The sequence below is a fragment of the Streptomyces sp. NPDC049627 genome, assembly GCF_044465645.1.
GTDB lineage: Bacteria > Actinomycetota > Actinomycetes > Streptomycetales > Streptomycetaceae > Streptomyces.
In genome coordinates this window covers 42821-56119 of the sequence record NZ_JBITLW010000017.1, presented here as the reverse complement: position 1 = coordinate 56119, position 13299 = coordinate 42821, and the positions used below count along the sequence as shown (strand labels likewise).

Here is a 13299-nt window from a genome sequence, read left to right as displayed (position 1 = left end):
AGATCACAAACCGGGTATGACCTGGGCTGCTCAGGTATCCGAGGAGATCAAGCGCACTGTAGGTTCTTCGCCATGGAGGAGCTGGACCGGCAGATCGTGCAGCTGCTCGTCAAGGACGGGCGGATGAGTTACACCGACCTGGGCAAGGCCACCGGCCTGTCCACGTCCGCCGTGCACCAGCGGGTGCGGCGGCTGGAGCAGCGGGGGGTCATCCGTGGGTATGCCGCGGTCGTGGATCCCGAGGCCGTGGGGCTGCCGATGACCGCGTTCATCTCCGTGAAGCCGTTTGATCCCAGCGCTCCTGATGACATCGCGGAGCGGTTGGCCGGTGTGCCCGAGATCGAGGCCTGTCACAGTGTGGCGGGCGACGAGAACTACATCCTCAAGGTCCGGGTGGCCACGCCGCACGAGCTGGAGGAGCTGTTGGCCCGGGTGCGGTCGCTGGCGGGGGTTTCGACTCGGACGACGGTGGTGTTGTCCACGCCTTATGAGGCGCGGCCGCCGCGGGTCTGACCAAGCGCCATTGGGGTGCCGGTCGTTCGTCGGCTGCGGATTCGGTGGTTGGTCGCGCAGTTCCCCGCGCCCTTTTGGCGGCGTTGCAGCGACCCCCTGTCCACAGGTGTCGGAGTCAGGCGCGAGACTGTCCCCATGAGTGAGTCCACCGCCCAGCCGAAGACCGTTCTTCTCCGACGCGGAGAGGTGCACAGCCCCGCCGATCCGTTCGCCACCGCGATGGTCGTCGAGCGCGGGCAGGTTGCCTGGGTCGGATCCGAAGGGGCCGCCGACGCCTTCGCGGACGGGGTGGACGAGGTCGTCGATCTGGACGGTGCCCTGGTCACCCCCGCGTTCACCGACGCCCATGTGCACACCACCGCCACGGGGCTCGCGCTGACCGGGCTCGATCTGTCGGGTGCGGCCTCTCTGGAGGCGGCCCTCGCCCTCGTGCGGGACTTCGCCGCCGCCCGCCCGCACGACCGGGTCCTGCTCGGCCACGGCTGGGACGCCTCGCGCTGGCCCGGCGGCCGTCCGCCGACGCGCGCCGAGCTCGACGAGGCCACCGGCGGCCGCCCCCTGTACCTCTCCCGCATCGACGTCCACTCCGCGGTCGTCACGACGGCCCTGCTGGACATGACGCCGGGTGACCCCGGCGCGGTCGACGCCCCGCTCGTCGGCGATGCCCACCACGCCGTACGCGCCACCGCACTGGACGCGGTCACGCCCGCCCAGCGCGCCGAGGCCCAGCGCGCCGCCCTCGCCCACGCCGCCTCCCTCGGCATCGGCACCGTTCACGAGTGCGGCGGGCCGGACATCTCCTCCGAGGACGACTTCACCGCACTGCTGCGGCTCGCCGCCGAGGAGCCGGGCCCACGGGTCGTCGGCTACTGGGCCGAGCAGGCCGAGCAGGGGATCGCCAAGGCGCGGGAACTGGGCGCGCTCGGCGCGGCCGGAGACCTCTTCGTCGACGGCGCCCTCGGCTCGCACACCGCCTGTCTGCACCAGCCGTACGCCGACTCCGGACACACGGGAACCGCCTACCTGGACGCCACTGAAGTCGCCGCCCACGTGACCGCCTGCACCGAAGCAGGCCTGCAGGCGGGCTTCCACGCGATCGGCGACGCCGCCGTGACCGCCGTCGTGGAGGGCGTGCGCGCCGCCGCCGAGAAGCTCGGCCTCGCCCGCATCCGCGCCGCCCGCCACCGCGTCGAGCACGCCGAGATGCTCACCCCGGAGACCGTCGCCGCCTTCGCCGAGCTCGGCCTGACCGCCTCCGTGCAGCCCGCGTTCGACGCGCTGTGGGGCGGCGAGGACGGCATGTACGCCCAGCGCCTGGGCGCCGAACGGGCCCGCACCCTCAACCCCTTCGCCGCGCTGCTGCGGGCCGGCGTCCCGCTCGCCTTCGGCTCCGACAGCCCGGTCACGCCCCTCGACCCCTGGGGCACGGTGCGCGCCGCTGCCTTCCACCGCACCCCCGAGCACCGCGTCTCCGTACGCGCCGCGTTCACGGCACACACGCGGGGCGGCTGGCGGGCGATCGGACGCGACGATGCGGGCGTCCTCGTGCCCGGCGCGCCCGCCGACTACGCCGTGTGGCGCACCGACGAACTGGTGGTCCAGGCGCCCGACGACCGGGTCGCGCGCTGGTCCACCGACCCCCGTTCCGGCACCCCCGGCCTGCCCGATCTGACCCCGGGCCGCGACCTCCCGCTCTGCCTGCGCACGGTGGTGGGCGGACGAACGGTCTTCGTACGGCCGGGCGAGTGATCTACCGGGGTGGCGCGCATGGGATCCCTTCGCGCGACCCCGGCGCGCGACCTGCGCATCCTCCGCGCTGACCAGCGCATTGGGTGAAGACCCGCAGGTCAAACGGCTATTGACAGGCCAAGGCCCGGGGCCGATAGGTTCGGCCGAGTCCACCACCGGACGCCCGACCGGGGAACCGCGGAACTTCCGGGAACCCGTCGCAACGCCGCTGGGTCAGGGACGGTGTGCCGCACCGGGGCACCGCCACTGGGAGCCAGGCTCAGCGCCCGCGCGGCGACGACGGAACGTCGCGGCCGATCGGGGAGGTGTGACCCGGGTGGGGCCCGGGCGCTCAGTAGACAACGGCTTTCGGTCGACCCGCAGCCAGCGGGTCCCAGGTCGGCCCGAAGGGCGCCGGGCCCCCATCCGCAGGAGGCGCGAACTTCCGCAGAGGCTGCGAAAGCGACGTACAGGGCCCGAGCGGCGTAGCGGGCCCAAATCAGCCAGCCTTACCCAGCTCTTGCGGAATCGACACCACCGTACGAACGTGCTGTCGCGTCAGCGCAGGCCGTGCCCACTATGGTGGACGTCTGCGTACGGATGTGAAGGGGCAGCAGTGAACGACGGCGACGGGGACCTCGCGGCACAGGACCGGGGGAAGCGGTTCGGGCCGCTCGGCACGGCGTTGGTGATCATTCCGACCTACAACGAGGCGGAGAACATCAAGAGCATCGTCGGCCGGGTCCGCAAGGCGGTGCCCGAGGCGCACGTGCTCGTGGCCGACGACAACAGCCCCGACGGCACCGGCAAGTTCGCCGACGAGCTGGCCGCCGGGGACGACCACGTCCAGGTCCTGCACCGCAAGGGCAAGGAGGGCCTCGGCGCCGCCTACCTCGCGGGCTTCCGCTGGGGCATGGAGCACGGCTACGGCGTCCTGATCGAGATGGACGCCGACGGCTCCCACCAGCCCGAGGAACTGCCCCGCCTGCTGACCGCCCTCAAGGGCGCCGACCTGGTGCTCGGCTCCCGCTGGGTGCCCGGCGGCCGGGTCGTGAACTGGCCTAAGTCCCGCGAGTTCATCTCCCGCGGCGGCAGCCTCTACTCCCGTCTCGCCCTGGACCTGCCCCTGCGCGACATCACCGGCGGCTACCGCGCCTTCCGCCGCGAGACCCTCGAAGGCCTCGGCCTCGACGACGTCGCCTCCCAGGGCTACTGCTTCCAGGTCGACCTCGCCCGCCGGGCGGTGAAGGCCGGCTTCCATGTCGTCGAGGTGCCGATCACCTTCGTCGAGCGCGAACTCGGTGACTCCAAGATGAGCCGCGACATCCTGGTCGAGGCGCTGTGGCGGGTCACGTCGTGGGGGGCGCAGGAGCGGGTGGGCAAGCTGCTGGGCCGCGCGAAGCCGTCGGCGCCGGACCGGCGGCCGCAGTCGTAGCCTGCGGCGCGGCCGACACAGTTACTGGTCCACGCCGTGCCGTCATGGCCGTCGGACCGCACCGAGCCGCCCTGGAGGGTCCGCGCCCCGCTGCCGTGCTGGTCGTCCCATGCCGATCCGTCCCCGGTCGTCGGTTCGCGTGGGCGGCATGCTGGCCGGGGCGGGGTGTTCTGGTTGTGAGGCCGCGCCTGGCTGTCGTGTTCGGCGGTCCAGGTGGAGCCGTTCCCGGTCGTCGGTTCGCGTGGGCGGCATGCTGGCCGAGCCGGGTTGTGAGGCCGCGCCTGGCTGTCGTGTTCGGCGGTCCAGGTGGAGCCGTTCCCGGTCGTCGGTTCGCGCGGGCGGCATGTTCGCCGGGCCGGGGTGTCCTGGCCGTGAGGCCGCACCTGGCTGTCGTGTTCGGCTGTACGGGCCGAGCCGTCCCCGGTCGTCGGTTCGCGTGGGCGGCATGCTGGCCGGGTCGGGGTGTTCTGGTTGTGAGGCCGCGCCTGGCTGTCGTGTTCGGCTGTACGGGCCGAGCCGTCCCCGGTCGTCGGCTCGCGCGGGCGGCATGCTGGCCGGGTCGGGGTGTTCTGGTTGTGAGGCCGCGCCTGGCTGTCGTGTTCGGCGGTCCAGGTGGAGCCGTCCCCGGTCGTCGGTTCGCGTGGGCGGCATGTTCGCCGGGCCGGGGTGTCCTGGTCGTGAGGCCGCGCCCGGCCGTTGTGTTGGGCGGTCCGGGCTGAGCCGTCATGGTTGTCGGTTCGCGTCCGGCGCCCGCATGGCCGTCGGTCCACGTCTTGGTCGTCACAGGCATTGCCTACGACCGCCGGACGGCGTCGGCCGTCCGTTTATCCCGCTCTGAGCCGGGCCCAGGCACACTGGACGCATGACGACTGGCGCATCGACCCCCACCTATCCCGCCCGGCCCCGGCGTTCCCGGCTGCGTACCTTCCTGCCGCTGGGTGTCGCCGCGTGGCTGGTGCTGGAGATCTGGCTGCTGACCGTGGTCGCGGACGTGGCGGGCGGGCTCACGGTCTTCCTGTTGCTGGTCGCCGGCCTCATGCTCGGCTCGGTGGTCATCAAGCGGGCGGGCCGACGCGCTTTCCAGGCCCTGAACGAGGCGTTGCAGCGCGGCGGTGCGCCGACGAGCGGCGGTGGCAACGGCCTGATGATGCTGGGCGGCCTGCTGATCATGCTGCCGGGACTGATCTCGGACGCGCTCGGCCTGCTCCTGCTGATCCCGCCGCTCCAGAAGGCCCTCAGCGCTCACGCGGAGCGGACGTTCGAGCGCAAGCTGCGCGAGGCGGCGTCGGGTTCGTTCGGTGACGCCTTCCAGCAGGCGCGCATTCATCGCCCCGACGGAAAGATCGTGCAGGGCGAGGTCATCAGGGACGAGCCGGGGGACGCTCCGCGGGAGCCGAGGCCGCCGCTGACCGGCTGACGGCGAGCCGACACCGCGAGAGCCCGGCGCTGCCTGAGCGCCGGGCACTTTTCTTGCGGGCCGTCCTTGCGGGCACAGCAAACCGCAGGCGCCGTACGTCTCACGCACGGCGCCCGCGGTTATACGCGTTGCCTGGTCAAACCCGGCCGAGCCCCACAGGGACTCGCAAGGGACTACGCCGACTTACGGCTGTCCCGGGGGTGAACCGCGATGTTCATCGCCCCGGAGCGCAGAACGGCAAGACGCTCCTCGAGGACCTCTTCGAGTTCCTCGCGGGTACGCCGCTCCATCAGCATGTCCCAATGCGTACGCGCGGGCTTGGCCTTCTTCTCCTCAGGGCCGTCGCCATCCACGAGGAGTGCCTGGGCCCCGCAGACCTTGCACTCCCACTCCGGCGGGATCTCCGCCTCGACCGAGAAGGGCATCTCGAACCGGTGCCCCTTCTCGCATGCGTACTCCACGGCCTGGCGCGGGGCCAGGTCGATGCCGCGGTCCGTCTCGTAGCTGGTCACCACGAGGCGCGTGCCGCGAAGAGCTCGCTCACTCATGAATCGTGCCTCCCGGGCTTGTCGCCCACAGGACAGGTGTCGCTGTCGTCGTCATCCGGTCAACGTCCGGTCGGCGGTAAAGATTCCCGTTCCGTGTCCCGTTCCGGGTGATGCGTCGCCGTCGTAGCCGCAGCCTTGCTGACCAATGTCGTACCCACCGGCGCCCGGTTTGTCACATCTGATAGCAGATGTAACCTAGCGTTTCGGCATCTTTGACGCGCAGTAACGGTACGCCTGGCAGGCCAAACGCGTACACTACCGCCCTTTGGCTCCGAACGCTAAATCGTCGGTGGCACCGGATTGCCCGCGTCACTGATCGCCCGCCGCACCGGAACCCTCGCGAGCAGGGCGAATCCGATGACGAAGAAGGCCACGAGAGAGATGATTGCGTCCCGGTAACTTCCGGTCAGCTGGTAGGTGATCCCGAACAGAAGGGGCCCCAGCCAGCTCATGCCGCGGTCGCTCATCTCGTACGCCGAGAAGTATTCGGCCTCCTTGCCCGGCGGGACGAGATGGGAGAACAGGGACCGCGACAGGGCCTGGCTGCCGCCCAGGACCAGGCCGATGCCGGCTGCCAGCACGAAGAACCACACCGGAGCCCCGGCCGGCAGGAAGTACCCGGCGGCCAGGGTCACCGTCCAGGCGACCAGCGAGCCGAGGATCGTGCGCTTGGCGCCGTAGGTCCGGGCCATCCGCCCCATCGCCAGCGCCCCCGCCACCGCCAGCACCTGGACCAGCAGCACGGCGCCGATGAGGGTGGACTGGCCGAGGCCCAGTTCCTCGGAGCCGTAGACCGACGCCTGGGAGATCACCGTCTGGATGCCGTCGTTGTAGATGAGGTAGGCGAGCAGGAACGCGAGCGTCAGCGGGTGGCGGCGCATGTCGCGGACGGTCGCCGCGAGCTGCCGGAAGCCCATGGCGCTCGGTGCCTTCGTGGTGGACGCCTTCGCGGTGGGTTCCTTCGCGGTGGGTTCCCTCTCGCCCCCGTCGCTCGTGGACCGGCGGTCGCGCAGCCGCCGGAGCGGGATGAGCGCGAAGGCGCCCCACCACAGGCCTGCCGACGCCAGGCAGATGCGCACGGCCATGCTCTCCGAGACGCCGAAGGAGTCGTGCGCCAGATACAGGGCCAGGTTCAGGATCAGCATCAGCGAACCGGACGCATAGCCGAAGGCCCAGCCCCGGGAGGAGACCGCGTCGCGCTCCTCGGGCGGGGCGATCTGCGGCAGGTAGGAGTTGTAGAGCATCATCGCGACCGACTGCGCAGCGTTCGCGACGATCAGGAGGAAGCCCCCGAGCAGATAGCGGTCGCCGCCGAGGAAGAACATGGCCGTGGTGGCCGTGGCCCCCACGTAGGCGGCCACCGCGAGGAGGGGCTTCTTGCGGCCGGTGCGGTCGGCGGCGGCGCCGACCAGGGGCATCACCAGGACGGCGACGATCACCGACAGGGACACCGAGTAGGCGAAGAAGGATCCCGCACGCACCGGGATGCCCAAGGGATGGACGAACCCGTCCGCGTCCGCCGCCTCCTCGGCGACCGAGGTCAGATACGGGCCCAGGAACACGGTGAGCACGCTCGTCGAGTAGACGGAGCACGCCCAGTCGTAGAAGTACCAGCCGCGCTGCTCGCGCCGCCGTCCGGCGGCCTCGTCGGCCGCGTCCGTCCGCACGGTGTCGGTGCCCACCCGTGCCCTCGCTTCCCCGTGGTGATCCCGCGCGAGGGCGGAGCCCGGACGGGGGTCAGACCCAGACGCCCCGGTCCTCCATGACCTTGCGCAACGTGTCGATGTGATCGGTCATGATGCCATCGACTCCCAGATCCAGGAGCCGGTGCATCGCATCGGGATCGTTGATGGTCCACACGTGCACCTGCAGCCCGCGCGCGTGGGCGGCCCGTACGAAGCGGTGGTCCACCACCTGGATGCCGGACTGCGTCTCGGGAACCTGGGCGGCGACCGCCGAGCGGCGCAGCGCGGCCGGCACACCCCACGAGCGCAACCGCAGATTGAGGACGCCCCGGGTGCCGTACGAGGTGGCGAGGCGGGGTCCGGCCAGCCGCTGGGCCCGGATGACGCGTGCTTCGGAGAAGGAGCCGACGCAGACGCGGTCCCAGGCGTTCGTGCGCTCGATCAGCTCCAGGAAGGGATGGAGCGCCGGCTCCGCCTTGAGATCGACGTTCCAGCGCACATCGGGGAAGGTCTCCAGGAGTTCCTCGAAGAGGGGCACCGGCTCCTGGCCCGCCACGCGCGCGTGCCGCACGTCGGCCCAGGGCAGGTCGGCGATGCGGCCCGCCCCGTCCGTCACCCGGTCCAGGGTCGCGTCGTGGAAGGCGACCAGCTTGCCGTCGCGCGTGGCGTGGACGTCGGTCTCGATGTACCGGTAGCCCAGTTCGACCGCGCGCCGGAACTGCAGCGCGGTGTTCTCCAGGCCGTCCGCCGCTCCGCCCCGATGGGCGAAGGGGATCGGGCCGGGGTGGTCGAGGTAGGGGTGGCGTATCCGCGTGGTGCTCACCGTCGCAGTATCGCGCGCCGGGGTTGCCCGCCGGCAACGACCGTGCTGCCGTCGGATGCCGTGGGAACGGCGAACACGCGCAGGAAGAGCTGGGCGAGCGGGCCGATGGACACCGCGTAGAGGAGGGTGCCGACGCCGACGGTGCCGCCCAGGGCGAAGCCGGTCACGACGACCGCGATCTCTACGGCCGTGCGCATCAGGCGGATCGAGCGGCCCGTGCGCGCGTGCAGGCCGGTCATCAGACCGTCCCGGGGGCCCGGCCCGAAGCGGGCGGCGATGTAGAGGCCGGTGGCCACGCCGTTCAGGAGGATGGCGGCCAGGAGGAGGGGGATCCGTACGGCCAGGCTGTGCACCTGGGGAACCAGGGCGAGCGTGCCGTCCATGGCGAGGCCGATGACGAAGACGTTGGAGACCGTGCCGAGGCCCGGGCGCTGGCGCAGCGGGATCCACAGGAGCAGCACCGCCGCGCCGACGACGATCGACACGACGCCGATGGTCAGGCCGGTGCGTTCGGCGAGGCCCTGGTGCAGCACGCCCCAGGGCTCCAGGCCCAGGCCTGCCTCGACGAAGAGCGCCGCGCTCGCGCCGTACAGAGCGAGCCCGGCATAGAGCTGAGACAGCCGTCGTATGACATGCCCCTGCGTGGACAAAATGTGCCCCCCGGTGGTGGTAGTGGCCTGACGCATGACACCCTGTGGCTTGGGAAGCATCGCCCTCCATGGCCAATTCGGGGAAGGTGGACTGGAAATCATGGCGCAGTGGACTTCTGCGGTGGGTGCCGCGCAGCTCGCCCGGCTCCTCACCTCCCAGCAGGACCGCCCTGCCGGCCCCGGCTCCAAGCGCCCGCCCGCGTACCGGGCGCTGGCCGACGGAATCAGGCTGCTCGTGCTGGAGGGCCGAGTTCCGGTCGCCGCCCGGTTGCCCGCCGAGCGTGAGCTGGCCCTCGCGCTGTCCGTGAGCCGTACGACCGTGGCCGCCGCGTACGAGGCACTGCGCAGCGAGGGGTTCCTGGAGTCCCGGCGCGGGGCCGGGAGCTGGACCGCCGTACCCGCGGGGAACCCGCTGCCCGCACGCGGCCTGGAGCCGCTGCCGCCCGAGGCGCTCGGCTCGATGATCGACCTGGGCTGCGCCGCGCTGCCCGCGCCCGAGCCGTGGCTGACCCGCGCCGTCCAGGGAGCCCTGGAGGAACTGCCCCCGTACGCCCACACCCACGGCGACTATCCGGCCGGGCTGCCCGCACTGCGCTCGATGATCGCCGACCGGTACACGGCGCGCGGGATTCCGACCATGCCCGAGCAGATCATGGTGACGACCGGGGCGATGGGCGCGATCGACGCGATCTGCCATCTGTTCGCGGGCCGCGGTGAACGGATCGCGGTCGAGTCCCCGTCGTACGCCAACATCCTTCAGCTGATGCGCGAGGCGGGCGCCCGGCTCGTGCCCGTCGCCATGGCCGAGGGGCTGGCGGGCTGGGACATGGACCGGTGGCGGCAGGTGCTGCGGGAGGCCGCCCCCCGGATCGCCTATGTCGTCGCCGACTTCCACAACCCCACCGGCGCGCTGGCCGACGAGGACCAGCGGCGGCGGCTGGTGGACGCGGCCCGGTCGGCGGGGACGGTTCTCGTCGCCGACGAGACGATGAGCGAGCTGTGGCTCGACGAGGATCTCGAGATGCCGCGACCGGTGTGCGCCTTCGACCCCGCCGGGTCGACGGTCATCACCGTCGGGTCGGCCAGCAAGGCCTTCTGGGCCGGGATGCGGATCGGCTGGGTGCGGGCGGCTCCGGATGTGATCCGCAGTCTCGTGGCCGCGCGCGCGTACGCCGATCTGGGGACGCCTGTGCTGGAGCAGCTGGCCGTGAACTGGCTGTTGGGTACGGGGGGTTGGGAGCAGGCGGTGGACCTGCGGCGGGGGCAGGCCCGGGAGAACCGGGACGCGCTCGTCGCGGCCGTGCGGCGGGAGCTGCCCGAGTGGGAGTACGAGGTGCCGAAGGGCGGGCTCACGTTGTGGGTGCGGACCGGGGGCCTGTCGGGGTCGCGGCTCGCGGAGGCCGGGGAGCGGGTCGGTGTTCGGGTGCCGTCCGGGCCTCGGTTCGGGGTGGACGGTGCCTTCGAGGGGTATGTGCGGTTGCCCTTCACCGTGGGGGGAGCGGTGGCGGAGGAGGCCGCGGTGCGGTTGGCTGCGGCGGCGCGGTTGGTGGAGAGCGGGGGGAACGGGGCGGCCGCGGAGTCGGTGCGACCGTTCGTCGCATAGCGTCGCCGCCCCGGCGGCACGGCTGCCCGCAGGCTCCGCCGACCGCTATGAGGTCTCGGCGACCACGGCCTCCGCAGGCACCGGCTCCGGCTCCGGCTCCTCCGCCAGCTTCTCCAGCTTGGCCAACGGCTCCGCATCCACCGGCGTCGTCCGCTCCGGGAGCAGATCCAGTACCGCCTGCCGGTGCGCGTCGCTCGTCGCGTCGTCGTACGGGTCTGGGGTCGCCGGGACCTGGAGGCGGTGAACGGGGCCCGTGCCGAGGCGGGCGTAGCCGCGGCCGGGCGGGACGTCGGCGACCGGGGTGGTGTGCGGGGGAGCGCCGAGGACCGTCTCCAGCTGCTCGGCCGTCGCCGGGCCGAGCACGACACGCGCGCGCGTCTGCTGTCGTACGGCATCGCTCAGTGCGTCCATGCCGTCCCACTGGTCGGCCACGACCACCGTGACGTTGACCGCGCGGCCGTGCCGGAGCGGCACCTGGAGCAGGGACTGGGGGTCCTTGCGGTTGTCCGCCGCGGCGAGGTGGGTGAACGCGGTCGGGCGGTCCAGGAGGATCCACAGCGGCCGCTTGGTGTCGTCCGGCGAAGGACGGCCGGCCTGGCGGGCCCGGTTCGTGGCGATCAGCCGTCGTTCGGTCTCCGTCGCCGCCCACTCCAGGCTCGCCAGCGCCCCGGCCAGCCCGCACTCGACGGCCAGGACGCCGTCGCGCCCGATCAGGCAGGCGTACTCGCCGGTGCTGCCGCCCTCGACGATGACGACGTCGCCGTACCGCAGGGCCTGCAGGGCGATGGAGCGCAGCAGGGTCGAGGTGCCGCTGCCGGGCTGGCCCATGACCAGCAGGTGGGGTTCGGTGGAGCGGATGCCGGTGCGCCAGACGACCGGCGGCACGTCGCGCTGTTCCTCGCCGTGGGTGAGGGGGAGCGTGCGCTGGACCAGGGTGGGGTCGGTGAAGCCGAGCACCGTCTCGCCGGGGGCCGTGACGAAGCGCTGGGCGGCGATGTCGGTGGGCAGCGGCGCGAGGACGGTGACGGTGAGTTCGTTGCCCTCCTCGTCCCAGGTGAAGTGGTACTCGCGGCCACGGCCGGACTTGGCGGCCAGCAGGTGCTCGATCCGCGCGCGGGACTCCGTCTCGCCGTCGGTGAAGTAGGCCGGGTAGCGGATCAGCAGACTGCTGACGCGTCCCGTGCCGTCGAACTCGAACTCGGGGAAGGCCTTCTCCCACTCGCCGCCGTGGGTGTACAGCGGTGCCGGGTCCTCGGCGGCGGAGAAGTAGGGGACCAGTGCCTCGTACAGCGATCTCAGCCGTTCCGTCTGCGACTCGTCGGGGCCCTCGGGCGCCGACGGTCTGCGGTCCCGGCCCTGCCAGGCCGCCGCCGCCATCAGCGTGATGACGGCGAGCAGCGGGCCGTACGGAACGAGCGCCACGACCAGGATCACCGAGGCCACCAGGAACAGCAGCATGCTGCGCCTGTCCTTGGGCGTTTCGGCCCACTTGCGCCGCCCGGCCGAGGCCAGCCGGCGCAGCCCGCGGGTGATCGTGATCAGCGGGTGGAGGACGTCAGAGGCGCTGTCGGACGCCGTCCGGGCCAGCTCCCGGCTTCGGGCGAACTGCGTCCGGGCCAGATCCCGGCTCCGGGCGATCTGCGCGCTGCCTGTGCTCAGGATGCGGGGGAGGGGGCGGCGGGCCACTGCTGTCTCCTGGAGGTGCGTACGGGCGGGAGGGGCGGCGTCAGAACTGGATGCCGCCCAGGAGGCTCGCCAGGCTCTCGCCGCCGGCCTTGATGCTCGGGGCGATGGCCGTGCTCGCCAGATAGAAGCCGAACAGAGCCGAGATCAGGGCATGCGACGCCTTCAGTCCGTCCTTGCGGAAGAAGATGAAGACGACGATGCCGAGCAGGACGACGCCTGAGATGGAGAGGATCATGTGAGTGCTCCTGGTTGGTGGGGACAGTCACCGTGAGTACTTCCAGGATCACAGGATGTATCCATACGATAAAAGGTGCAACAGGGTGAAATTCGGCGGATTTCCCTCGGGTGGCGGAGTGTCCTTGGCCGGATGAGCTTGGGTGGTGCGTCCGGCCGTGTCTGCGATGATCTTTGCCGCGGGCGCATCGGGTCATGTGCGGCGCGAGCCAGTACCCTGGCGAATCACTCGTACGGCCGAGCACCGCTCGACGGCCGTACCCTTGCTCCCCGCAGGTCCCAGTAGTCCCCGTGTGCGTAGTGAGAGGCGGTCCGGCCGATGACTGAAGCCCCCGACCCCGAGGTCGTGGAGCTGGCGACCAAGATCTTCGATCTGGCCCGGCAGGGGCAGACCGAGGCGCTCGTGGCGTACGTCGACGCGGGTGTTCCGGCCAACCTCACCAACGACCGCGGCGACTCGCTCGTGATGCTCGCGGCCTACCACGGCCACGCCGACGCGGTGCGTGCCCTGCTCGCCAGGGGTGCCGAGGCGGACCGGGTCAACGACCGAGGCCAGACGCCGCTCGCCGGTGCTGTCTTCAAGGGTGGGACGGAAGTGATCAAGGCTCTTGTGGAAGCCGGTGCCGACCCGGCCGCGGGTACTCCCTCGGCTGTCGACACCGCGCGGATGTTCGGCAAGACGGAACTGCTCGAACTGTTCGGCGCTCACTGACCTGAGTGCTCTGACCAGCTAGAACACGGAAAACGGGGGAGGCGGTACAGGGCCGCCGAAATTTCGGTCGCGGCAGATGGAAGTGCCGAGTCATCATGACGTCGTGATTCACGGACGCGATGGCTGGGCAGGTGTTGCCGCACCGCGCGGGCCGTGATGCGGTCCGCGAGGGCCACTGACGAGAGGCAGAGGAAAATGGTCTACAGCAAGCAGGAAACGGCGGGCGCCCCGACGTGTTGTCACGCGGCCAGGTGAAGCAAGAACC

The 13299-nt window shown here is 71.5% G+C and carries 12 protein-coding genes; 6 read left to right on the top strand and 6 right to left on the bottom strand.

The annotated features are described in order from the left end of the window. Positions 1–72: 72 nt before the first annotated feature. The 4 genes from ACIBU0_RS37375 (at position 73) to fxsA (ending at position 5093) form a co-directional block, all read left to right on the top strand. Positions 73–513 (top strand): Lrp/AsnC family transcriptional regulator, encoded by a 441-nt coding sequence (locus tag ACIBU0_RS37375; protein WP_398827647.1) that lies wholly within the window; start codon positions 73–75, stop codon positions 511–513. 135 nt (positions 514–648) lie between these two features. Then, positions 649–2262 (top strand): amidohydrolase, encoded by a 1614-nt coding sequence (locus ACIBU0_RS37370; protein WP_398827645.1) that lies wholly within the window; start codon positions 649–651, stop codon positions 2260–2262. Between the two features lie 595 nt (positions 2263–2857). Further along, positions 2858–3676 carry a polyprenol monophosphomannose synthase gene (locus ACIBU0_RS37365; protein ID WP_398827643.1) on the top strand — a complete coding sequence of 273 codons (819 nt, stop codon included), beginning with the start codon at positions 2858–2860 and terminating at the stop codon, positions 3674–3676. Between the two features lie 862 nt (positions 3677–4538). Further along, on the top strand, positions 4539–5093 hold the full coding sequence (gene fxsA, locus ACIBU0_RS37360; protein WP_398827641.1) for an FxsA family membrane protein: 555 nt from the start codon (positions 4539–4541) through the stop codon (positions 5091–5093). A gap of 173 nt (positions 5094–5266) precedes the next feature. Here the strand turns inward: fxsA and ACIBU0_RS37355 are convergent, their stop codons facing one another. The 4 genes from ACIBU0_RS37355 to ACIBU0_RS37340 form a co-directional block, all read right to left on the bottom strand. Further along, on the bottom strand, positions 5267–5641 hold the full coding sequence (locus tag ACIBU0_RS37355) for an RNA polymerase-binding protein RbpA (protein ID WP_003977404.1): 375 nt from the start codon (positions 5639–5641) through the stop codon (positions 5267–5269). A gap of 278 nt (positions 5642–5919) precedes the next feature. After that, on the bottom strand, positions 5920–7323 hold the full coding sequence (locus ACIBU0_RS37350) for an MFS transporter (RefSeq protein ID WP_398827639.1): 1404 nt from the start codon (positions 7321–7323) through the stop codon (positions 5920–5922). Positions 7324–7378: 55 nt separating this feature from the next. Further along, entirely contained in the window at positions 7379–8149 is a 771-nt protein-coding gene (locus ACIBU0_RS37345; protein ID WP_398827637.1) for a glycerophosphodiester phosphodiesterase, read from the bottom strand. Continuing rightward, positions 8146–8835: a YitT family protein gene (locus ACIBU0_RS37340; protein ID WP_398827635.1), complete on the bottom strand. Its 690-nt coding sequence runs from the start codon at positions 8833–8835 to the stop codon at positions 8146–8148. The genes ACIBU0_RS37345 and ACIBU0_RS37340 overlap by 4 nt, the downstream gene beginning before the upstream one ends. A 64-nt stretch (positions 8836–8899) precedes the next feature. Here ACIBU0_RS37340 and ACIBU0_RS37335 point away from each other — a divergent pair, with 64 nt between their 5' ends. Beyond that, entirely contained in the window at positions 8900–10402 is a 1503-nt protein-coding gene (locus ACIBU0_RS37335; protein ID WP_398827633.1) for a PLP-dependent aminotransferase family protein, read from the top strand. Positions 10403–10447: 45 nt separating this feature from the next. On the opposite strand, the gene ACIBU0_RS37330 is transcribed toward ACIBU0_RS37335, so the two are convergent. Together ACIBU0_RS37330 and ACIBU0_RS37325 are read right to left on the bottom strand one after the other, a co-directional pair. Next, positions 10448–12088: a hypothetical protein gene (locus ACIBU0_RS37330; protein ID WP_398827631.1), complete on the bottom strand. Its 1641-nt coding sequence runs from the start codon at positions 12086–12088 to the stop codon at positions 10448–10450. A gap of 40 nt (positions 12089–12128) precedes the next feature. After that, positions 12129–12323, bottom strand: coding sequence for a hypothetical protein (locus tag ACIBU0_RS37325; protein WP_004002760.1), 195 nt, complete (start codon positions 12321–12323; stop codon positions 12129–12131). Between the two features lie 318 nt (positions 12324–12641). Here ACIBU0_RS37325 and ACIBU0_RS37320 point away from each other — a divergent pair, with 318 nt between their 5' ends. Next, on the top strand, positions 12642–13034 hold the full coding sequence (locus ACIBU0_RS37320; RefSeq protein WP_398827629.1) for an ankyrin repeat domain-containing protein: 393 nt from the start codon (positions 12642–12644) through the stop codon (positions 13032–13034). The last annotated feature ends 265 nt before the right edge of the window (positions 13035–13299 follow it).

Coding starts and splice junctions, on each gene's coding strand:
- ACIBU0_RS37340 (WP_398827635.1), bottom strand. CDS start 8,835: ATGCGTCAGGCCACTACCACCACCGGGGGGCACATTTTGTCCACGCAG.
- ACIBU0_RS37375 (WP_398827647.1), top strand. CDS start 73: ATGGAGGAGCTGGACCGGCAGATCGTGCAGCTGCTCGTCAAGGACGGG.
- ACIBU0_RS37325 (WP_004002760.1), bottom strand. CDS start 12,323: ATGATCCTCTCCATCTCAGGCGTCGTCCTGCTCGGCATCGTCGTCTTC.
- fxsA (WP_398827641.1), top strand. CDS start 4,539: ATGACGACTGGCGCATCGACCCCCACCTATCCCGCCCGGCCCCGGCGT.
- ACIBU0_RS37320 (WP_398827629.1), top strand. CDS start 12,642: ATGACTGAAGCCCCCGACCCCGAGGTCGTGGAGCTGGCGACCAAGATC.
- ACIBU0_RS37370 (WP_398827645.1), top strand. CDS start 649: ATGAGTGAGTCCACCGCCCAGCCGAAGACCGTTCTTCTCCGACGCGGA.
- ACIBU0_RS37335 (WP_398827633.1), top strand. CDS start 8,900: ATGGCGCAGTGGACTTCTGCGGTGGGTGCCGCGCAGCTCGCCCGGCTC.
- ACIBU0_RS37355 (WP_003977404.1), bottom strand. CDS start 5,641: ATGAGTGAGCGAGCTCTTCGCGGCACGCGCCTCGTGGTGACCAGCTAC.